At 64.0% G+C, this 20876-nt stretch carries 16 protein-coding genes; 5 read left to right on the top strand and 11 right to left on the bottom strand.

Features of this window, described 5'->3' with window-relative positions:
* Positions 1-855: a dihydropteroate synthase gene (folP, locus tag RFM98_RS03120; protein ID WP_320307446.1), complete on the bottom strand. Its 855-nt coding sequence runs from the start codon at positions 853-855 to the stop codon at positions 1-3.
* A gap of 87 nt (positions 856-942) precedes the next feature.
* On the opposite strand from folP, the gene RFM98_RS03115 reads away from it, so the two are divergent.
* A complete protein-coding gene (locus RFM98_RS03115) occupies positions 943-1560 on the top strand; it encodes a DUF922 domain-containing Zn-dependent protease (RefSeq protein WP_320307445.1) in 618 nt (205 codons plus the stop codon).
* A 175-nt stretch (positions 1561-1735) separates the two neighbouring features.
* Positions 1736-3220, top strand: coding sequence for an MDR family MFS transporter (locus tag RFM98_RS03110; RefSeq protein WP_320307444.1), 1485 nt, complete (start codon positions 1736-1738; stop codon positions 3218-3220).
* Between the two features lie 3 nt (positions 3221-3223).
* On the opposite strand, the gene RFM98_RS03105 is transcribed toward RFM98_RS03110, so the two are convergent.
* The 3 genes from RFM98_RS03105 to RFM98_RS03095 form a co-directional block, all read right to left on the bottom strand.
* Positions 3224-4255, bottom strand: coding sequence for an NAD(P)/FAD-dependent oxidoreductase (locus tag RFM98_RS03105; RefSeq protein ID WP_320307443.1), 1032 nt, complete (start codon positions 4253-4255; stop codon positions 3224-3226).
* Positions 4256-4345: 90 nt separating this feature from the next.
* Positions 4346-4666 (bottom strand): 2Fe-2S iron-sulfur cluster-binding protein, encoded by a 321-nt coding sequence (locus RFM98_RS03100; RefSeq protein ID WP_320213516.1) that lies wholly within the window; start codon positions 4664-4666, stop codon positions 4346-4348.
* Between the two features lie 214 nt (positions 4667-4880).
* On the bottom strand, positions 4881-5249 hold the full coding sequence (locus RFM98_RS03095; RefSeq protein ID WP_320307442.1) for an Hpt domain-containing protein: 369 nt from the start codon (positions 5247-5249) through the stop codon (positions 4881-4883).
* 302 nt (positions 5250-5551) lie between these two features.
* Between RFM98_RS03095 and RFM98_RS03090 the strand changes: the two genes are divergently transcribed.
* Positions 5552-11956, top strand: coding sequence for a kinesin (locus tag RFM98_RS03090; protein WP_320307441.1), 6405 nt, complete (start codon positions 5552-5554; stop codon positions 11954-11956).
* Between the two features lie 62 nt (positions 11957-12018).
* On the opposite strand, the gene RFM98_RS31325 is transcribed toward RFM98_RS03090, so the two are convergent.
* The 5 genes from RFM98_RS31325 to RFM98_RS03070 form a co-directional block, all read right to left on the bottom strand.
* Entirely contained in the window at positions 12019-12339 is a 321-nt protein-coding gene (locus tag RFM98_RS31325; protein WP_430682245.1) for a DUF6968 family protein, read from the bottom strand.
* Between the two features lie 42 nt (positions 12340-12381).
* Positions 12382-12963, bottom strand: coding sequence for an ABC-type transport auxiliary lipoprotein family protein (locus RFM98_RS03085; RefSeq protein ID WP_430682244.1), 582 nt, complete (start codon positions 12961-12963; stop codon positions 12382-12384).
* A 205-nt stretch (positions 12964-13168) separates the two neighbouring features.
* Complete coding sequence (locus tag RFM98_RS03080; protein ID WP_320213520.1) at positions 13169-14542, bottom strand: MlaD family protein; 1374 nt, start codon at positions 14540-14542, stop codon at positions 13169-13171.
* 14 nt (positions 14543-14556) lie between these two features.
* Complete coding sequence (locus tag RFM98_RS03075; protein WP_320307439.1) at positions 14557-15369, bottom strand: ABC transporter ATP-binding protein; 813 nt, start codon at positions 15367-15369, stop codon at positions 14557-14559.
* 1 nt (position 15370) lies between these two features.
* A complete protein-coding gene (locus RFM98_RS03070) occupies positions 15371-16558 on the bottom strand; it encodes an ABC transporter permease (protein WP_320307438.1) in 1188 nt (395 codons plus the stop codon).
* Positions 16559-16635: 77 nt separating this feature from the next.
* On the opposite strand from RFM98_RS03070, the gene dgcA reads away from it, so the two are divergent.
* A complete protein-coding gene (gene dgcA, locus RFM98_RS03065; protein WP_320307437.1) occupies positions 16636-17619 on the top strand; it encodes an N-acetyl-D-Glu racemase DgcA in 984 nt (327 codons plus the stop codon).
* Here the strand turns inward: dgcA and RFM98_RS03060 are convergent.
* Both RFM98_RS03060 and RFM98_RS03055 read right to left on the bottom strand, forming a co-directional pair.
* Positions 17590-18804, bottom strand: a complete 1215-nt coding sequence (locus RFM98_RS03060) for an MFS transporter (RefSeq protein WP_320307436.1) — start codon at positions 18802-18804, stop codon at positions 17590-17592. The genes dgcA and RFM98_RS03060 overlap by 30 nt on opposite strands.
* Before the next feature lie 219 nt (positions 18805-19023).
* Positions 19024-19854: a UDP-2,3-diacylglucosamine diphosphatase gene (locus RFM98_RS03055; protein WP_320307435.1), complete on the bottom strand. Its 831-nt coding sequence runs from the start codon at positions 19852-19854 to the stop codon at positions 19024-19026.
* Positions 19855-19975: 121 nt separating this feature from the next.
* On the opposite strand from RFM98_RS03055, the gene RFM98_RS03050 reads away from it, so the two are divergent.
* Positions 19976-20755, top strand: coding sequence for an SDR family oxidoreductase (locus RFM98_RS03050; protein ID WP_320307434.1), 780 nt, complete (start codon positions 19976-19978; stop codon positions 20753-20755).
* The last annotated feature ends 121 nt before the right edge of the window (positions 20756-20876 follow it).

The following is a 20876-nucleotide window of genomic DNA, read 5'->3' as shown; positions in this document are numbered from 1 at the left end:
TCAGTGTCCGGGAGGAAGCTCGGTTTCGCGCGCCAGCATAGCATCGGTCACCGCCAGCGCGTCCACGTTGATTGCGACATCGTGGACGCGAAACAGGTCGGCTCCTTTCAAGCGCAGGATGACGCTGGTGGCCGCCGTACCGGCTGCCCGTTCGCCAGGCTCGCGCCCGGTGGCGGAGCCGATGAAGCGCTTGCGCGAAGTCCCCGCCATCAACGGATAGCCGAGCGCCTGAAGCTCGGAAAACCGCGCCATCAGGTCGAGGTTTTCCGCCGCCGTTTCCTTGGCGAAGCCGAAGCCGGCATCGAGCACGATCTGGCTGTCGGCGACATTGCCGGCGCGCGCGATCTGCAGGGATTTGCGCAGGAAAAGGAATTGATCCTCGATCACGTCAGGCAATTTCTGCCTTTCGCGCCCGGTATGCATGATGACGAGCCCGGCGCCTGTCTCGGCCGCGACGCGAGCGATGCCTGGCTCACGTTGCAGCCCCCAGACGTCGTTGACGATATGGGCGCCGGCGTCGACCGCCCGCCGCGCCGTGTCCTCACGGTAGGTGTCGACCGAGATCAGCGCCTCACCGGAAGCGGCGAGCGCCGCGATGACCGGCAGCACGCGGCCCTGCTCTTCCTCGGCCGTGATCGGTGCAAATCCCGGCCGCGTCGATTCCCCGCCGACATCGATGATCGCGGCGCCCTCTTCCACCATGCGGCGCGCCTGTTCCAGGGCCTTTTCGGGCGCGATGAACAAACCTCCGTCAGAAAAACTGTCGGGCGTCACGTTGAGGATGCCGACGACGACCGCCTTCGGCCCGAGGTCGAGATAGCGCCCATGCGCCAACTGCCATCGCCTTGTCGTCATTGTCCATCAACCATGCGTGATCCGCTGGAAATCAATTCCGTTGCGCTGGCGACGGCCCTAAAGCAAGGTGCGTGAAGAGGCAATATCATGAACCGATCCCTGCTCTGCGCCCTGACGCTCGTCCTGACCGCCATGCCGGCGGGTGCGGCTAGCCTGGTGAAGACCTACAGCTATTTCAGCGTCGGCGGCCGCACGCTCGACGATATCCAAAACCAGCTGTCGAAAAACGGCCCCGAGGTGAAGAGCACCGGGTCGCGGCATCCGGGCGCCACGCAGATGGCCTTTACCACCCGCATCAGCTACGCGCAGAGCGCCGGTTCTTGCCGGATCGCCGACGCGGCCGTCACCTTGAAGGTCAAGGTGATCCTCCCCGAATGGCGGCGCCCGCGCAAATCCGATCCCGACGTCCGATTTTTCTGGGACACGCTATCGGCGGATATCAAGCGGCATGAGGAGCGCCACGTCGAGATCGCCAAGAACCATGCGCGCCTGCTCGAGGATGCGCTGAAGGCGGTCCCTCCGCAAAAGACGTGCGAGCAGGCAAAGGCCAGGGCCACGGCAATCCAGGCAGCCGAGCTCACCAGGCACGATCAGGACCAAGTGCGCTTCGACCGCGTCGAGGGCGTCAATTTCGAAAGCCGCATCCTCCGGCTGATGCGCTACCGGATGGAGCGCGTTGAAGCCGGCCGGCTGCCGCCGCCTTGACCTGAGGCGAGCCGCATCCGAGGCCAATTTCGCCCAAGCATGGTGCCAGACCAGGAAAACTTTCGAACCGCGGTCGAAATCGGCCTATATCGAACACATAGAGCGGGTTCGATGACAGGCGCGACTGGCCAGAGCCGTTTTGCCGCCCAAGCATCAGCGCTTGAAAGAATGACGCATGGACCAGACCGTCGAGAAACAGGCGATGGCGCCGAAAGCCGCGCCGACGATCAGCGAGAGCGAGAAGAATGCCATCATCGGCGGCGTGCTGTTGTCGATGCTGCTGGCGGCTCTTGATCAGACCATCGTCGCCCCCGCCCTGCCGACGATCGCACGCGCGCTCGGCCATGCCGAGTATCTGCCGTGGATCGTCACCGGCTATCTTTTGACCGCGACGGCGATGGCGCCGCTCTACGGCAAGATTTCCGATGTCTATGGCCGCCGTCCCGTCATCTACGCCGCCATCCTCGTCTTTCTGCTCGGGTCGCTGGTCAGCGCGCTCGCTCCCAGCATGCTGCTGCTGGTCATCGGCCGCGCCATCCAGGGCGCCGGTGGCGGCGGTCTGTTCGCGCTGGCCCAGACCGTCATAGGCGACCTCGTGCCGCCGCGCGAGCGTGCCCGCTACGCGGCCTGGATCTCCGGCACCTGGGCGGTCGCCAGCATCGCCGGCCCGCTGCTCGGCGGCGTGTTTGCCGAGCACCTGCACTGGTCGCTGATCTTCTGGATCAACCTGCCGATCGGCTTCCTGGCGATGGCCATCATCAACAACCCGCTGAAGAAGCTGCCGATCGCGGCCAAGAACCATAGCATCGACGGGCTGGGCGCCGTGCTGCTGGTTATCGCCACGTCGCTGCTGCTGCTCGCCCTCAACTGGGGCGGCAGCGCCTATCCGTGGCTGTCGCGCGAAATCCTCGGCCTGCTGGCCTGCTCGGCTGTGTTCTGGGCCTTCTTCGCGCTAAGGCTGCTCGAGGCGGCCGAGCCTTTGATATCCCTCGAAGTGTTGAGCAACCCGATCGTGCTCGCCGGCACGCTGTCGATGTTCCTGCTGCAGGCAGCAAACATCGGCGCTTCGGTTTACCTGCCGGTCTACCTGCAGTCGATCGTCGGCCTTTCGGTCAGCGAATCCGGCACCGCCATGCTCGGTCTCCTGCTCGGCACGGTCGCCGGCGCCACCTTTAGCGCCCGCATGATCCCGCGTTTCGTTCACTACAAACGCATCGCCATGGTCGGCGTCAGCCTGGCCATCGTGAGCATTGGCCTGCTCAGTGCCATTGCTGGACAAGCTTCGCTGCTCGAGGTCGAAATCCTGACCACTCTGATCGGCCTGGGCAGCGGAACGATATTCCCGGTTGCCACCGTCTCGGTGCAGAACGCCGTCGACCGCGCCCATCTTGGCGTCGCGACGGGCGTACTGACCTTCCTGCGTACGCTTGGCGGCGCACTGGGCGTCGCCATGCTCGGCGCGGTCGCGCTCGGCTACGGTTTGCCGCTCTCCGCCGAAGGCTCGCAGACGCATATCCAACTGGCATCTGCGCTGCCGTTCGTGATGATCTTCGTCACCGCCGGCGTAACGCTCGTTCTGGCGCTTATCGCGCTCTTCCTGATGCCGGAAAAGGCCCTGCGCGGCCGGGACGAGCACATTGCGCCGGTGCTTGCCGAATGATCGTCAATCGTGGACGCCGAGCTTCTTCTGCAGGCTGGTCGATGAAGTCGTGTACTGGAAGACGATGCGCTCGCCGGGGCTGACGATGCGCTTGGCCGCCTGGGACATCAGCGCCACCTCGTGAAAACCCGACAGGATCAGCTTGAGCTTGCCGGGATACCAGTTGATGTCGCCGACGGCAAAGATGCCCGGGACCGACGTCTGAAACTTCTCGGTGTCCACCGGGATCAGGTTCTCATGCAGGTTGAGCCCCCATTCGGCGATCGGCCCGAGCTTCATGGTGAGGCCGAAGAAGGGCAGCATGCGGGTGCATGGCACCTCGACGTCACCTTCCGGGCCGCCCTTGATGGTCGCCGATGACAGCTGGCCGTCGGTGCCGGCAAGGCCGCTGACCTGACCGACCAGGAATTTCAGCTCCTTCATCTCCTGCATGGCATACATCTTGTTGACGCTGTCGGGCGCGGCCCGGAATTCCGGGCGGCGATGGACCAGCGTCACGCTTTTGGCGATCGGCTGCAGGTTGAGCGTCCAGTCGAGCGCCGAGTCGCCGCCGCCGACGATGACGAGATCGTGGCCGCGGAATTCTTCCATGCGCCGGACGGAATAAAACACGCTCTTGCCTTCATAGGCCTCGACGCCCGGAATGGGCGGGCGCTTCGGCTGGAACGAGCCGCCGCCGGCCGCGATCACGACCACCTTGGCCTCGAACGCCTCGCCTTCGTCGGTGGTGACCCGGAAGTTGCCGTCCTCCAACCTTTCAAGGCTCGATACCATGCGGTTGAAGGTGAACTCCGGCTTGAACGGATGGATCTGCTCCATCAGCTTGTCGACGAGGCCTTGCGCAGAGATCATGGGCCAGCCGGGGATGTCGTAGATCGGCTTTTCCGGGTAGAGCTCGGCGCACTGGCCGCCGGGGCGGTCGAGAATGTCGATGAGATGGCACTTCATGTCGAGCAGGCCGAGCTCGAACACCGCAAACAGGCCGACCGGCCCTGCCCCGACGATGAGAACGTCCGTCTTGATGGTCTCGGTCATGCGCTGCGCCCCATTGGGAATGGTGCGACACTGCATGAGCTATCGGCTGCTGCCAAGCAGCCACGAACAAAGAAATTGGGAAGGCGGCCTTTAGCCCTGGCGTTCAGGCACGCTCACGACAAGGCCGTCCAGCGCGTCGCGCACCTTGATCTGGCAAGAGAGGCGCGAATTCGGCCGGACGTCATAGGCGAAGTCCAGCATGTCCTCTTCCATCGCCTCCGGCTCGCCGACCTCGGCCGTCCATGCCTCGTCGACATAGACGTGGCAGGTCGCGCACGCACAGGCACCACCGCATTCGGCTTCGATACCGGGTACCGCGTTGCGGATCGCGTTTTCCATGACCGTCGAGCCGTTTTCGGCTTCCACGTCAAATCGGGTCCCGTCGTGGGCGATGTAAGTCAGCTTGGTCATTAAGTCACCTGAGGAGTCGCAGCCGAGATAATCACTCCGCCGGACAAGTCAACTGCGGCGCGAAAGCGCCACGAAATGACGTTTTTCAAAAAGGGCGGCGCTGGAGCATGATGCCGAAAAGTGTGAAGCGGTTTTCGGACGGCATCATGCTCCATCTCTTTGACCTAGAGACGGATTCAGATTTCAGGTCGATTCGAACTGAAATCACCCGGCTCTAACGGCTGATGCCGGCGATGAAATCGCGCACTTCCTCGATCAGCGAGCTGAGCCTCTTGAGCGCCCGGATGTCTTCCGGTTGCTTTTCGATGACCGCAGCGCATTCGGCGACCGCAAAGGCGCCGATGCCGCGCGCCGAGCCCTTCAAGCCATGTGCCAGGAGCACTCTTTGCCTGGCGTCGGCATCCGCGATCTGGTCGCGAACGGATAGCGACTGGTTCACGAACAGGGCCAGCACCTCCCGTTCAAGGTCGCGGTCACCCATTGTCTGACGTGCCAGATGGCCGAGATCCACCGGTCGGGATCCAGCCGTTCCGGAGGCGTCACCCCCCGGCATGGAAAACGCAATACCACTTTCGCCACGCATACGCACTGCAACTCCAACCAAGCGGGCAGACGAGCCCAGGAAAATAGGCGATTCCGGTCGCCAACGGGTTAACGGTTGCAGGGGAAAAATGTTGTCACAGAGGCGGCCGGATCACGCTTGCGTTAACCTTATATTTAAAGTTTTACGTATCGCCCGGAATGCATGTTTTCTTTACCCCTGTGTGTCATTACGATACGAAGGTCCATTTTTCAGCCTCCTGCGCGGGATAGACAAGCCAGAATCGGGCCAGAATCAGGCCAAAATCATAAGTCCCGCGGCAGCTAGTACAGGGTAGCGAAGGCATGGCTAAGAAACCTACGACGACGAAGTCTCTCGACAGCGACGTGGCGGCGGAACTGGAAAAGGCGCTCGACCTTGACCTTAACGGCGACGACGGCGGCCTCGACATGGCGGCGTCGATGGAGGATCTGGAAGCGCAGATCTCGGCGGCAGCCGACGAGCTGGCGCGCGAAGGCCGCAGCCAGAGGACCGAGCCGGCAAACACCCCTCAGTTCCCCAAAGCGCCCGCGGCCAAGCCGGCCGAATTGCGCCCTGTAGAATCGCGCAATGCGCAGCAACCGGCCGGCTTTACGCCCCCCGCCGGCTTCACGCCCGCCAATGACGACCGCCAGAAAGATTACAAAACGCTGCTGCACAGCCTCAACCGCCGTGCGTCGAGCACCGTCTATTGGGTGATCGCCTTTATCTCGCTGGCCTGGATCGCCGGCGCCGGCGGCCTGGCCAACCTGTTGTTCGGCCCGGGCATCTGGAAGATCCGCACCTTCGACCAGTTCTTCGCCCGTCCCGAACTGATCGGTCTGGCGGTTGCCGCGATCGTTCCGGTCATCCTGTTCTGGGCGTTCGCTGCCATGATCCGGCGCGCGCAGGAAATGCGCATCGCCGCGCAATCGATGACCGAGGTCGCCTTTCGCCTGGCGGAGCCCGAAAACCTCGCCCAGGATCGTGTCATGATGATCGGCCAGGCCGTTCGCCGCGAGGTGGCGGCCATGGGCGAAGGCATCGAGCGCACCTTGGCCCGCGCGGTCGAGCTCGAAACGCTCGTCCACGGCGAAGTCAGCCAGATCGAACGCTCCTATTCCGAAAACGAGGCCCGCATCCGTTCGCTGGTCGACGGTCTCGGCAGCGAGCGCGAGGCGGTCGTCACGCATGCCGAGCGTGTGCGCGCCTCCATTGCCAGCGCTCACGAGACGCTGCGCGACGAGATCGGATCGGCCAGCGACATCATCCGCGACTCCATCCTAAACGCGTCGACCAAGCTGTCGATGACGATCAACAATTCCGGCGACACGCTGATCGATCGCATCAATGAAAGCTCGACGTCGATCTTCGATTCCGTCGAATCGCGCCTGGACAGCATCACCGATCGGCTTTCGACCTCCGGCGAGGCTTTCGCCAGCCTGCTCGACACCCGTATTGCCAAGCTGACTGACACCACCGACGGCCTCACCCGCTCGCTGACCGACCTGCTCGACGACCGCACAAATGGCATGGTCTCGCTGCTCGGCGGCGCTGCCCGCACGCTGAACTCCGAATTCGAGGCGAGCCTCAACGGCATCGAGCGCACGCTGGCCGAACGCGGCCAGGCGCTGATCAGCGAATTCCAGACCCGCGCCGAGGCGCTCGACACCGGCACGCAAAAGCTCAACGCCGCTCTTGAAGCGCGCGCGCGTCAAATCAACGAGACGATGGTGGAGCGCGCGAAGGAAATCGCTCACGCCTTCGCGGAGAGCAAGGACACGCTTTCGTCGATGATCGACCAGGGCAAGACGCAGATCGGCGCCGATATGGCGGACATCATCTCGTCGACCTCCTCCATGCTCGAGGCCCGGGCCACCGACTTCGCCGGTCGCATGGAAGCGGCTCGGCATGTGGTGTCGCGCTCCTTCGATTCCGACATCCAGCGGCTGGCCGATGCCCGCGTCGGCATCGAGGAAGCCGTCGAGAACCATAGCCGCAAGCTCTCGGAAAGCAGCGAACGTATGGCCACCGCCATGCAGGCGGACCTGGCGAAATTCGCCGAAGGCCGCGTGGCAATCGATGCCGCCGTCACCAACCAGGTGCAGAAGCTGGCGGAAGGCCGCGGCCTGATCTCGCGCGCGCTGGAAGAAGATCTGCGCAAGGTCAACGAGTCGCGCGCCGCCATAGATGCTTCGCTGGGCAGCCATCTGGAGCAGCTCGAAGAAGGCCGCAACCGCCTGTCCCAGGCCTTGAACGAAGACTCCGGCAGGCTCGTCCAAGCTCGTACAATGATTGACGAAATGGTCGCCGGTCACGTCGGAAAGCTGGCCGAGGGCCGCAACATTCTGGCGCGCGCCCTGGAAGCTGATCTCGGCAAGCTGCAGGACAGCCGCGCCTCGGTCGACGGCCTCGTCGCCGGTCAGGTCGAGAAGATCGCCGAAGGTCGCGCCGTGCTCGCCAAGGCGCTCGAAACCGACATCATCGGCATCAGGAACCTGATCGAGACGCACTCGGCCAAACTCGCCGAGGACCGCGGCGAACTCAGCCGCGCGCTTGAGAGCGATTTGAGCGGCATCCGCGGCCTGATCGACAGCCACGCCGGCAAGCTCGCCGACGACCGCGGCCTGCTGTCGCAGACGCTGGAAGCCGACCTCGCCAAGCTCGCCGAAAGCCGCGCCTCGATCGACGGTCTGGTTGCCGGTCAGGTCGAGAAACTGGCGGAAGGCCGCGACATCCTCAAGCGCGCGCTTGAAGCCGACCTCAACACCATCAAGGGTGCCATTGCGGGACACTCCAACAAGGTGCTGGAGGATCGCTCAGAGCTTTCGAAAGCCCTCGACGCCGACCTGCAGACGGTCAGCGGCGTCGTCGCCGACCATCAGAACAGGCTCGCGCAGGATCGCTCGGCCTTGTCGAGAGCCCTGCAGGATGACCTCCAGAATGTAAGCGGCGCGATTGCCGACCATCAGAACAGGCTCGTCCAGGACCGTTCGGTGCTGTCGAAGTCGCTGGAAGACGATCTGGCCAAGCTGGCGGAGAGCCGCTCCAGCATCGACGGGCTGGTCGCCGGCCAGGTCGAGAAGCTCGCCGAGGGCCGCGACATCCTCAAGCGCGCGCTGGAAGCAGACCTCAACACGATCCAGGGCGCGATCGGTGATCATTCGCAGAAGATCACCGGCCACCGCGCCGAGCTTTCGCGTGCGCTTGATGCCGATATGGCCAATGCCAGCGGCCTCATGCAGACCCACGCCGACCAGCTGTCGCAGAACCGTTTGACGCTGTCCAAGGCGCTCGAGGACGATCTCGCCAAGCTCGCCGAAAGCCGCGCCGGCATCGACGGCCTGGTGTCCGGTCAGGTCGAGAAGCTGGCGGAAGGCCGCGACATCCTCAAGCGCGCGCTTGAAGCAGACCTTGCCAAGCTCGCCGAGAGCCGTGCCTCGATCGACAGCCTTGTCGCCGGCCAAGTCGAGAAGCTCGCGGAAGGCCGCGACATCCTCACGCGCGCTCTTGAAGCCGACCTTGCCAAGCTCGCCGAAAGCCGTTCGGGCATCGACGGCCTTGTCGCGGGCCAGGTCGAAAAGCTTGCTGAAGGCCGCGATGTGCTGACGCGCGCGCTTGAGGCCGACCTTGCCAAGCTCGCCGAAAGCCGTTCCGGCATCGACGGCCTTGTCTCGGGCCAGGTCGAGAAGCTCGCCGAAGGCCGCGACATCCTCAAGCGCGCCCTCGAAGCGGACCTTCAGAAGCTGACTGAAAGCCGCTCGGAGATCGACGACATCATCGCCGGCCATGTCGGCAAGCTGTCCGAAGGCCGCAACATGCTTGCCAGGGCCCTGGAGGACGATCTCGTCAAGCTCGCCGATGCGCGCAAGGACGTCGATCGTTCGGTTTCCGGGCATATCGACCAGATCGCCGCCAGGAGCAGCGACATCTCGGCGGCGATCGCCGCCGACGTCGAGAAGATCGAGCAGGCCTTCAGCCGCCAGACCGGCGTCATCGAGGAGCGCGCCGGCACCATGGAGCGCGCGCTGTCGACCGGTGTCGACAATGTGCGCGGCGTGCTGGAGAAGACCGCGGTCTTCGTGGCAGGCGCGCTGCGCGACAAGGTCATGGAAGTCACCAGCACCCTGCATGAGCAGGCCGGCGCTGCTTTCAGCGATGCCGATCGCAAGATTGCCGAACGCGCCGAGCAAACGTCCGCGGCGCTGCTTTCCAGAGCCGAGGATATCGCGCAGGCCTTCGAGGCGGCGGACCGCCGCCTGCACGAGCGCGCTCAGGATACGTCCAACATGCTGATGGCGCGTGCCGACGATGCGTCGAACTCGCTGATGGCCCGCGCCGAGGAAACCGCCGACAAGCTGGCCACGCGCGCCGGCGAGATCGCCAACACCTTCGACGCAGCCGACCAGAAGCTTGTTGCCCGCGCCGTCGAAACGGCCCAGTCGCTTGCCGCGCGTGCCGGCGACATCCTGCGCAATTTCGAGGGCGCGGACGAGCGGCTCTCGGTGCGCATCGGCGAATCGGCCGAAGCGCTGGCCGCCCGCGCCTCGGATCTCGGCCGCATCTTTGATGCCGCTGACCAGCATCTGATCTCGCGCATTGCCGAGGGTTCGGAAGCGCTGTCGTCGCGGGCATCCGAAATTGCCCGCATCTTCGACGATGCCGACAGCAGACTGGTGTCGCGCATCGCCAGTAGCAGTTCGACCATCGGCGAACATACCGACGCCATTGTCGGAGCCTTCGCCGCCACCGAGCAGCGCGTCGCCGACCGCGCCCGCCAGACCGGCCAGGAGCTCGCCGTGCATGCCCGCGAGATCGAGCAGGCACTGGCCGGCGCCGACGAGCGGCTTGCCGCGAGCGCCGCCGCCGCCGCCGCCCGCGTCGAGGATCAGGTCGCGAGCGTGGAAAACCGTCTCGCCTCCACCGCCGAAACCATGGGCCAGAAGCTCAACGAGCAGGTCTCCAGCGCCGAGACCCAGCTCATCTCGCGTGCCAATGTCATCGCCGAGACCTTCACGGCGGTCGGCCAGCATATCGGCCAGAGCACCAACGAGGCGGCGCGGACCATCGGTTCGAACACCCGCGAGCTCAACACCATGCTGGCCGCGCGTTCGGCCGAAATGGCGAAGATCCTCGACGAGACGGCCAAGCCGCTGGTCGAGCGCTTTGCCCAGGGCGGCTCGGAGCTGCAACGCAGCATGGAAGAGGTTACCGAGCGGGCAACCGAAAAGCTGCGCAGCGAAAACGCGGCCCTCGTCAATGCGCTTGCCGGCCGTACCGCCGAGACGCTTTCCGCCGTCGAAGGCGCGCGTTCCTCGCTTGCCGACAGCGTGGCCGATCTCATCGGCCGCATGACGACCTCCAGCGCGCAGCTCGGCCAGCTCATCGAGCAGGCCGCCGTCAACCTCGGCCAGGTCGAGGAGCGGCTCTCCGGCAGCACGCAGAGCTTCGCCACGACCACTGAGAAGGCCGCCCAGACCTTTGCCAGCTCCGCGCGCCTGGTCGATTCCAACACGACGCGGCTCACCGAACTGTCCTCGGCGACGCTGCGCGAGGTGGCCTCGATCGCGACCAAGTTCGACGAGCACAGCCGGCTGCTTTCCAGCGCCTCGAATCTGCTCAGCTCCGCGCAGAGCAATCTCGAGCATACGCTGGAGCGCCAGTCCTCGCTGGAAGACCTCGCCGTCGGCCTGGTCAAGAAGTCGGAAGACCTCGAGAAGGTGATGCGCTCCTTCGAGAACCTCGTCGGCCAGACGATGCAGACCGCGGAGGGCCGGACGATGGAATCGGCGGAAAAGATCCGCACCGCAATCGCCGAGGTCGTCGATTCGGCCACGCGCCGCTTCGCCGACGCGACCGAGGAGATGCGCCGGACCGCGGGCTCGATCAAGAGCGAGCTCGACCTGACCCGCGCCGAGCTGAAGAAGGGCGTCATTGAGATGCCCGAAGAGGCCAAGGAATCGACGTCGGCCATTCGCCGCGCCGTCTCCGAGCAGATCAATGCGCTCAAGGAACTGTCGGATATCGTTGCGAAATCCGGCCGCAGCGGCTCAAGCGAACAAGGCGAGCCGCGTGGTCTGCGCCCTGCTCCGCAGGCGCCGGCCCGCGCCGCCGAACCGCCGCTGCGCCGTCCGCCGGCCCCGCAGCCACAGCCACAGCCGCAACCAACGGCTCGCGCTCCGCAGGCACCGCTTGCCGAGACCACGCTGCGCGGCACGCTCGATCTGGAACGTCCCGCCGAGGCGCCGCGCCGCGACCCGAACGGCAAGCCCCCGCAGGGCGGCTGGGTGCGCGACCTCCTGACCAACGCCTCGCGTGAGGAAGAGCTGCGGCCGGCGGCACCGGTGGAAGCACCGCGCGCGACACCTGACCAGCGCTCGCCGCTGCATGTCATGGAGTCGCTCAACTCGCTCTCCGTCGACATCGCGCGCGCCATCGACCATGACGCCTCGATCGAGCTCTGGAACCGCTATCGCCGCGGCGAGCGCGATGTGTTCACGCGTCGCCTCTACACGCTGAAAGGCCAGCAGACCTTCGACGATATCCGTCGCAAGTATCAGGCCGAGGCGGAATTCCGCGCCGCGGTCGACCGCTACTGCGAGGATTTCGAGAAGCTGCTCAAGGATGTCTCGCGCAACGACCGCGACAACATCATGGCGCAGACCTATCTGACGTCCGACACCGGCAAGGTCTACACCATGCTGGCTCACGCCAGCGGCCGGTTGCACTGAGCCAGGCGATCGAGGAAATCAAAGGCGGGCCGAAAGCCCGCCTTTTTCGTGCGTCCCGGGGTTCAGAAGCCCCCGTCGGGATCCAAGTCGCGAATTGAATTGGCTATAGGCAATCCAAGACTCCGTTGATCGAGCCATAACACCTGCCGTCCGTTTCTTTCGCGTTCAGACAAAAGGTCAGCGTGGGCCATTTGCATCGCAAGCAATAGCGCCTGCACCGCATCGACCCCACGCGCTCTTCGGAAGCGCGAGCCCTCGGGCCACTTCATTTCGTACCGACATAGGAAATCTCCGCCGTCCTCGGGTTCGGGCGAAAAGAAACGACAGGTAACCTCGCCATCACCATCGACCGAAAATGTCCTTTGAACAAAACTTACGGCCATCATGACTCCGAACAAAAAAAGCGCGACGTCCCTGCACCTCGCTCAGATCGTCTGGTCCGTCCAGCGGACGATGTCCTCGGCCGCTTGGCCGAAGGCGCTGTCCAGCGCGCCGACATAACCCGCATTGCCGCTGCCGGAGACCGGTGCGTTCGCGGTGAAGTTCTTCGAGGCGCGCACCTCGCCGTTTCGGTCGTTCAGGATGCGCACGAACAGGTCGACATCGGCATGCTCGCCGCCATTGACGCGCACCTCGAAGGAGCGCACCTCGACGATAACCTGGTAGTCGATCGCCAGCCCCTCTCCTGGCTTGCCGACGCCGGCAAAGCTGCCGGAGCGCTGGAACGTCTCGGCCAGTCTCGCCTGCACGATCAGCGGCAGCCGGTCCGCCCATTGCGCGCCCTTCAGGAACTGGATCGACTGGTCCGAGCGCCTGATGACGATGTTCTGGCTGTCCAGCGCCTTCAGCGCCGAGGGCTGGGCGATCAGGATCTGGCGGCGGCTGTGTGCACTCACGTCGACCGACGGCGCGGACAATTCGAACGTGTCGAGCGGCGCCGGCTTGCCGGCCAAGACCGCGCAGCCGCCAAGCGTCACCACAAGCAGCGCCGCAACCGTCGACCTCACCCCTCGCACCCTACCCGACGTCACGCGCGATCCCCGTTGTCCCCGGACCCTAGAGCAATTCCAGGAAAAGTGTGTAGCGGTTTTCCGTCCGGAATTGCGAAAAAACAAAGAGATGGAGAGGTTCGCCGTTTCCGTGAAACGGTGAACCGCTCTAAGATCGATCCGACCTCGTAGTTCATTTTTCTGGCGGTCGCGGTGGCCGAAGTCAACGCCGCGCCCTTCCATCGAACTGTCGGACCTCGCCTTCGCCGCCGGACAGAATGCGCTGCGGATTGCGGCTGAGGTCGGTCACGGCTTCCTCGATGCGGTTGATCGAGCGGCGGCTGTCCTGCACCAGCGCCTCGACGTTCTGCAGGCCTTGGCCGGAGAAGCGCGCCAGATTATCGGTGATGGTGCCGAGCCGTGCATTCAGCGTGTCGGCCACCTGCTTGAAGGATTTCAGCGTCGCCCTGGCGTCGGCCATCACGCCGTTGGCCTCGCCGGATCCGAGAAGCTTATCGACCTTGGCAAGGATGCCGTCGACGCGCACCGAGGCATCGTTCAGGCGCTGCGCGAGCTGGCGGGCATTCTTGATTGTATCATTGATGTCGTCGGAGCGGTTCGCGATCTTGTCGGTGACCTTGGCGATGTCCGCGGCCGCCTTGTCGGCGCTGGCGCTGGCTTTCTGGATGTTGGCCAAAGCGGCCTTGACGTCGGCCGGATCGATGCCGTCGAGCACGCCGTTGACCTTGGCCAATGTCCCTTGCGTCTGCTTGGCGAAATCGTTGATCGAGCCGACCGCCGTGTTGACGTTGTTGATGACGGTATCGAACTGCTTGCTGGTCTCTTTCAAGTTCGACGTCACCGTGTCGACATTGGCCACGATGCTCTTGATCTGGTCCTTGTCGACGGAATTGAGCAGGCCTTCGGCGGCCTTCAGCGTGCTGTCGAGCCTGCCCGATACATTCTTCAGCTGATCCGAAAGCGAGCTCACCGCCGACAGGAACTTGTCGATACCGTCGGAATTCTTGGCGAGCGCGTCCGAGAAGGTCTCTACATTCTTGACCGTCTGCGTCAGCGGACCGCGAACGTCCTTGGTGAAGCCTTCGAGCTCGCCAAGCACCTTGTCAGCGCGGGTAAAAATGTTCTGCGCCGTCTGCAGAAGGTTGGTGACCGCGGACGGATTGGCGACGATCTCGGCGACCTTGCCTTCCTTCTCGGCCTCGTCGAGAAGCCTGGTTTCCTTCGGGTCGGCGCCCTTGAGCTCGATATTGGCCTGGCCGCTGAGGCCGGTAAGTCCGATGTCGGCCTGCGTCGATTTGGTGATCGGCGTCCAGCGCGCGATTTCAGTGTCGGCGATGGCAACGGTCGGATCGTCGCCGTCGATATAGACGTTTTTCACGTCACCCACCCTAACGCCGTTGAACAGCACCAGGCTGCCGCGACTGAGGCCGGAAGCCGAGCCTGGAATGCGCACGCGCAGCATCGCCGTTTCGCCCCTGTCGCCGATGGCGGCCGTCCAATAGACGAAGGCGAAGGCCGCCAGGATCGCGCCCAGCGTGAAGATGCCGACAATTACGTAGTTGGCTCTTGTTTCCATCGCCCCACTTATGGCTATGCGCGCGCCGCAAGATCAAGTTGCCGGGCGCGTTTTCCGCGGAAATAGGATTTCACCCACGGCTCATCGCTCTTCAGCATGTCGTCGATCGTACCTTCGACCAGCACCTTCTTCTTGCCGAGCACCGCCACGTGGTCGCAAGCGGTGAACAGCGTGTCGAGATCGTGCGTGACCATGTAAACGGTCAGGTCCATCGTATCGCGCAACTTGACGACAAGTTCGTCGAACTCGGCGGCACTGATCGGATCGAGCCCGGACGTTGGCTCATCGAGAAAGACGATGTCGGGATCGAGCGCCAAGGCGCGCGCCAGCGCCGCGCGCTTGATCATGCCGCCGGAAAGCTCGGAAGGAAATTTCAGCGCGGCGTCGGGCGGCAACCCGACCAGCTCGATCTTGAGCATGGCGAGTTCGTCCATCAGCGCCTTGGGCAGGTCGAGATATTCGCGCATCGGCACCTGCACGTTCTCCAGCACCGTCAAAGCCGAAAACAGCGCGCCGTGCTGGAAAAGGACGCCAAGCCGCATATCGATGCGCAGGCGGTCGGCGTCGCTTGCCTTGTCGACATCGACGCCGAACAGGCTGATTGTCCCCGATTGCTTCGGCATCAGCCCCAGTATGGTGCGCAACAGCACCGATTTGCCGGCACCCGAGGCGCCGACGAAGCCAAGGATTTCCCCGCGCTTGATGTCGAGCGAAAGCTTGTCGAGGATCAGCTTGTCGTCGATGGCGACGGTGACGTCGCGAACCGAAAGCACGATCTCGTCGTCGTCCGTGTCCTGCGTAGCCGTCGCGCCGTTGCCGTTCGCCATCTCAGAACCCGATCGCTGCGTAGAACATGGCGAAAAGCCCGTCGAGGATGATGACGACGAAGATCGACTTCACCACCGACGCGGTGACGTGCAGGCCGAGCGATTCGGCGCTGCCGCCGACCTTCATGCCCTCGACCGACGCTATGATACCGATGATCAAGGCCATGAACGGCGCCTTGATCAGGCCGGCAAAAATGGTGCTGAGATCGATGGCGACGCGCAGCCTGTCGATGAACGCAGCCGGCGGAATGTCGGAATAGAGCCAGGCGGCGACGATGCCGCCGCCGAGTGCGGCAAAATTGGCGATGATGGTGAGGCAAGGCAGCCCGATCACCAGCGCGACGAGCCGCGGAAAGACCAGCACGCCGATCGGGTTGAGGCCGATCACCTTCAGCGCGTCGACCTCCTCGCGCATTTTCATCGAGCCTATCTCGGCCGTGATCGCGCTGCCGGAGCGCCCGGCGAGCATGATGGCCGTCATCAGCACGCCGAGCTCGCGCAGGATCAGCACGCCGACGAGGTCGACGACGAAGATGTTGGCACCGAAATAGCTAAGCTGATAGGCGCCCTGCTGGGCGACGATGGCGCCGACAATGGCCGACATCAGCACCACCACCGGTATCGCGCCGACTCCCATGCGGTCGATCTGGTTGAAGATCGCGGCCGGGTTGACCGCGTGACCGCGGCCGAGCTTCATCTGCGCGCCGCGGATCGTGGCGCCGAGAATGTTCATCGAAGCGACGAAATCGTCGCGCATTTCAAAGACCCGCCGGCCCACCAGCTCCAGCGCGCGCATGATGATGTTGGGCGGCCCGGGCGGGCCCGATTCGGGCTCGCGACGGACTGCATCGCCGACCGCTTCGAGCAGGATCGAGGCGATCTCGCTCTGCCCCTGCAAATGAACCTCGACGCCTTTCTTCTCGAAGGAGCTGGCCAGCCGGTCGATCAGCCAGGCGCCGGCAGTGTCCATCTTTTCGATGTGGGAAAGGTCGAGCATCAGCTGTTTCGCGCCGCTTCTCTGCTCGATCTTGCGCATGTCGGCATCGACCGATGCCACGGTGCGCGTCGTCCACACGCCCGAAAACGCGCAGCCCAGCACGCCGCCCTCCTCGCCCACGGCAACGCGTGGCCGGTGCTCGGCGTCCTTGGCGGCCTCGCCGCTTGCGTCGCGTTTGCGGATGGTCAACATGGCGTCCTGTTTAGCGTGACGGGACTGGCGTGTCGATTTGCCGGCAGACTGGTGTCGCACAGCCGGAGAAGAAAATTATGGCGCGTGTCATTTCGGTCGAAATGGAGCGATTCCCGATCGCCGGCACCTTCACCATCTCACGCGGATCCAAAACCGAGGCCGAAGTCATCACCGTAACGATCGCTGAAGCGGGACGTTCCGGGCGCGGCGAGTGTGTGCCTTACAAGCGCTATGGCGAGACGATGGACGGCGTATACGCCGCTATCGAGGCGATGCGTGACCAGATCGCCGGCGGCATAAGCAGGATCGCGCTGCTTGATGCCATGCCGGCAGGGGCGGCACGCAATGCCATAGATTGCGCGCTGTGGGACCTGGAAGCAAAGATGACAGGAATCCCGGTCGCCGACGCGATACTTGCGGTTCCGTTGCGGGGGCTGGAAACGGCCTACACGCTCTCCCTGGGTGAGCCGGAGGCCATGGCGGCGCAGGCGCGCGCCAATGCCGCGCGGCCCTTGCTCAAGGTCAAGATCGGCGGCGACAACGACATGGCGAGAATTCGCGCCGTGACGGAAGCCGCCCCTGAAAGCCGCATCATCCTCGATGCCAATGAGGGCTGGACCGACGAAAATGTCGAGGCGAACCTTGCCTTTGCCGCGCAGCACGGCATCACGCTCGTCGAACAGCCGCTGCCGGCAGGCAAGGACGACATCCTGCGCCGGATCGTGCATCCGGTGCCGATTTGCGCCGACGAAAGCGTGCACGCGGCGAAGGACCTCGATGCGCTGGTCGGTCTCTACGACGCCGTCAACATCAAGCTCGACAAATCCGGCGGCCTGACCGAGGCGTTGAAATTGCGCGACCGCGCGCGCGACCTGGGCTTCGGCATCATGGTGGGCTGCATGGTCGGCACCTCGCTCGCCATGGCCCCGGCGGTGCTGCTTGCCCAGGGCGCCGACTTCGTCGACCTCGATGGACCGCTGCTGCTTGCGCGCGATCGCGAGCCCGGCCTTGTCTACCAGGGATCGCTGGTTTCACCCCCTGACAGAGAGCTTTGGGGCTGAGCGTGAAGCGAGCCCGATCAACGCCATGCCGATGATAGCGATCGGGATCATCGCCCAGAAACCGTCGACGCCCAAACGCTCATAGAGCGGACCGGAAGCAAGCGTGACGGCAGCCATGAAGAAGCCGTTGAAGAAATAGGCAATGCCTTGCGCGGCACCCGTGCGCTCTTCGGAAACCGTCTCGCCGATCATCTTCTGCAGGCCGATCAACACCATGGCGACCGAAACCGAGTGCAGCGACTGGACAAGGAAAAAGCCGGCGACGCCAAGCCCGAGCGGCCAGACCAGCGGAAAGGCGATCCAGCGCACGATAGAGCCGATGCCGGCGATCACCATCACCCTGACCACCGAGACGGAAGCGAAAATACGGTTGAAGAACAGGAACATGCAGACTTCGGACACCACGCCCCAGGCCCACAGCAGGCCGACGACGGAATCGCCGATGCCGATCGACTTCCAGTAGATCGACACGAATCCGTAGAGGAAAGCGTGGCTGGCGGTGATGATGCCGACACCGAGCGTGAAATAGAGGAAATAGGCATTGAACAGGCTGGGTGCCTTGTGCTGGATCTCGGTGGCCGAAAGCGGCGAGGCCTTGCGCGGCCGTCCCATGCGCGGCGCCCACAGCCCCGCGACAAGGGCCGCGCCAAGCGCCACGAAAATGATCACCGGAACAGCCTGCGGACCCGTCGCCGCCAGGATGAATCCGCCCGCGACATTGGCGCACAGATACGAGATCGAGCCCCATTTGCGCATCGCGGTATAGTTCGAGCCGAAGCGGCGTACGCCCGACAGCGCCAGCGAATCGGCCATCGGCGAGTGCGGCGTCCAGACGATGGTGAGCAGCAGCGACACGGCAAGCACGATTGCGTAGGTGGCCGGCAGGAAATAGCCGGCCGAGATGATCATCGAGCCAGCGACCAGCGCGATGTAGACATTGGCGCGGTCCTTCGCGCGGTCGGCAAGCGCGGTCAGCATCGGTGTCGTCACCACGCGCAGGAACATTGGCGCCGCCAAGATGATGGCGATCTGCTCGGCATGAAAACCTTTCGCCTGCAGCCAGAGCGGAAAGTAAGGCAGATGCGTGCCTAGCGACACGAACAAGGTCGCGAAGATCAGGCTCATGCGCAATTCGAAATGGCTAGGCTTGACGAGTTGCTCGGGCGACAAAGGCGGCAGCGACATGAATCGATCCAATTACGCTGCATTCGACGGCTGCAACGCGTCTCGATCCCTAACATGCGGCAAAGCGCGGCGGAACCGTCTGGACTAATCGATCGGCGGCAAAGCTGTTGAAGACAGCGGCCGAGCTTGGGACATCTTGCCTTGATCCCAGGATTTCGGTGAAAATTTCGGGCCAGGGAGGTCGAACTGGGTTGGCCAGTCTCTGACGGGCAGGCGCGTTCAGGCCGCCTGCGCCGCCCTGCCCTTGAGGTCTATGATGTCGACCGGCACCAGCTCATCCTCGTCGGCCGAGGATTCGGGCAGCACATGTGCCCAGGTCAGGATTTCCATGCGGCCGTCGAAATGCTCGACCACCGCGGTGCAGCTTTCCACCCAGTCGCCGGTGTTGATGTACTGCACCTCGCCATAGTTCTCGATGGCGGCATGATGGATGTGGCCGCAGATTACGCCGTCGACATGCGAACGCCGCGCTTCCTCGGAGAGCACGGTCTGGAACGAGCCGATGAAGTTCACCGCCTTCTTCACCTTGACCTTGGCCCAGGACGAGAACGACCAGTAGGGCAGGCCAAGCAGATGGCGCAGCTTCGTCACCACCCGGTTGACCAGCATCGCCGTGTCATAGGCATAGTCGCCGAGATAGGCGAGCCAGCGCTGGTTGTGCACCACGGTGTCGAACTGATCGCCATGGATGACCAGCAGGCGCCGGCCGTCGGCGGTTTCATGGATCGCTCGGTCGGCAACGACGATGCCGCCGAAATGCACGCCCTGGAACTGGCGGGCGAATTCGTCGTGATTGCCGGCGATATAGGTAATATTCGCGCCCTTGCGCGCCTTGCGCAGCAGCTTCTGCACGACGTCATTGTGGCTCTGCGGCCAGTGCCAGCTGCGCCGCAGCCGCCAGCCGTCGACGATATCGCCGACCAGATAGATGATTTCGGCATCATGATAGCGCAGGAAGTCGATCAGGAAATCGGCCTTGGCCGCTTTCGAGCCGAGATGCACGTCGGAAATGAACAATGCGCGGAAAGTGCGGGGCTCTGGGTCTGACATCACGAATTTACCCTTTGCTTTCGCGTGCCTATGCCCCGATTCATGCAACAACCGTATGACGGTTGCGGTTGGTCCAGCTCAAGCGTTAGCTTGTGCCCGCAATTTACCAGGAGAAATCACCATGGATCTCGGCATTCGCGGCAAGAAGGCGATCGTCTGCGCTTCGAGCAAGGGACTGGGGCGCGGCTGTGCGATGGCGCTGGCCGAAGCCGGCGTCGATCTCGTCGTCAACGGACGTAACGCCGAACTCGTGGCCAAGACCGCCAAGGAAATCCGTGACCGGTTCGGGGTCAAGGTGACCGAAATCGTCGGCGACGTGTCGAAGCCCGACGTGCAGAAGGCGATCCTTGCCGCCTGCCCCGATCCGGACATCCTCGTCAACAACAATGGCGGGCCGCCGCTCCGCGATTTCCGCGAGCTCGACCGAGCAAAGATCCTCGAGGGCGTGACGCAGAACATGGTCACGCCGATCGAGCTGATCCAGGCGGTGATCGACGGCATGGCCAAGCGCGGCTTTGGCCGCGTCGTCAACATCACCTCGCTGTCGGTCTATGTGCCGATCCCCGGGCTCGACCTGTCATCCGGCGCGCGCGCCGGCTTGACCTCGTTCCTCGCCGGGGTGGCGCGTACCGTGATGGACCGCAACGTCACCATCAACAGCCTGCTACCCGGCAAGCTCGACACCGACCGGCTGCGCGGCCCGCATGAGGCCGGCACCCAGGAAGACCCGGCCGCGGCCGCCGCGCGCAAGGCCCGCATCAGCGCCGACGTGCCGGCAAAGCGTCTCGGCACGCCGGAGGAATTCGGCCAGATCTGCGCCTTCCTCTGTTCGGTCCATGCCGGCTACCTAACGGGCCAGAACATCCCGGTCGACGGCGGTCTCTACGTCAGCGCGTTCTGACCGCCGCCAATCCAAAAGGCTTGAGGCTCACGGGCCAACAGGCTGGAATCGATTGGTTATTTTCGCTCCGGCATTGTGAGGGCCAGAGCCCGCTATTTGCCGTCGCGAAAACGCTCCGACG

This window comes from Mesorhizobium australafricanum, assembly GCF_033977265.1.
In the GTDB taxonomy this organism is placed as follows: Bacteria; Pseudomonadota; Alphaproteobacteria; order Rhizobiales; family Rhizobiaceae; genus Mesorhizobium; species Mesorhizobium australafricanum.
Note: the sequence above shows the minus strand (reverse complement) of the source record. Positions and strands in the feature narration are given on the sequence as shown.

What these genes read in the sequence shown, in the direction of transcription:
- RFM98_RS31325 (WP_430682245.1), bottom strand. Translation starts at nt 12,339, where the DNA reads ATGGCCGTAAGTTTTGTTCAAAGGACATTTTCGGTCGATGGTGATGGC.
- RFM98_RS03055 (WP_320307435.1), bottom strand. Translation starts at nt 19,854, where the DNA reads ATGTCAGACCCAGAGCCCCGCACTTTCCGCGCATTGTTCATTTCCGAC.
- RFM98_RS03110 (WP_320307444.1), top strand. Translation starts at nt 1,736, where the DNA reads ATGGACCAGACCGTCGAGAAACAGGCGATGGCGCCGAAAGCCGCGCCG.
- RFM98_RS03115 (WP_320307445.1), top strand. Translation starts at nt 943, where the DNA reads ATGAACCGATCCCTGCTCTGCGCCCTGACGCTCGTCCTGACCGCCATG.
- dgcA (WP_320307437.1), top strand. Translation starts at nt 16,636, where the DNA reads ATGGCGCGTGTCATTTCGGTCGAAATGGAGCGATTCCCGATCGCCGGC.
- folP (WP_320307446.1), bottom strand. Translation starts at nt 855, where the DNA reads ATGACGACAAGGCGATGGCAGTTGGCGCATGGGCGCTATCTCGACCTC.
- RFM98_RS03060 (WP_320307436.1), bottom strand. Translation starts at nt 18,804, where the DNA reads ATGTCGCTGCCGCCTTTGTCGCCCGAGCAACTCGTCAAGCCTAGCCAT.
- RFM98_RS03070 (WP_320307438.1), bottom strand. Translation starts at nt 16,558, where the DNA reads ATGTTGACCATCCGCAAACGCGACGCAAGCGGCGAGGCCGCCAAGGAC.
- RFM98_RS03080 (WP_320213520.1), bottom strand. Translation starts at nt 14,542, where the DNA reads ATGGAAACAAGAGCCAACTACGTAATTGTCGGCATCTTCACGCTGGGC.
- RFM98_RS03105 (WP_320307443.1), bottom strand. Translation starts at nt 4,255, where the DNA reads ATGACCGAGACCATCAAGACGGACGTTCTCATCGTCGGGGCAGGGCCG.
- RFM98_RS03075 (WP_320307439.1), bottom strand. Translation starts at nt 15,369, where the DNA reads ATGGCGAACGGCAACGGCGCGACGGCTACGCAGGACACGGACGACGAC.
- RFM98_RS03095 (WP_320307442.1), bottom strand. Translation starts at nt 5,249, where the DNA reads ATGCGTGGCGAAAGTGGTATTGCGTTTTCCATGCCGGGGGGTGACGCC.
- RFM98_RS03050 (WP_320307434.1), top strand. Translation starts at nt 19,976, where the DNA reads ATGGATCTCGGCATTCGCGGCAAGAAGGCGATCGTCTGCGCTTCGAGC.
- RFM98_RS03100 (WP_320213516.1), bottom strand. Translation starts at nt 4,666, where the DNA reads ATGACCAAGCTGACTTACATCGCCCACGACGGGACCCGATTTGACGTG.
- RFM98_RS03090 (WP_320307441.1), top strand. Translation starts at nt 5,552, where the DNA reads ATGGCTAAGAAACCTACGACGACGAAGTCTCTCGACAGCGACGTGGCG.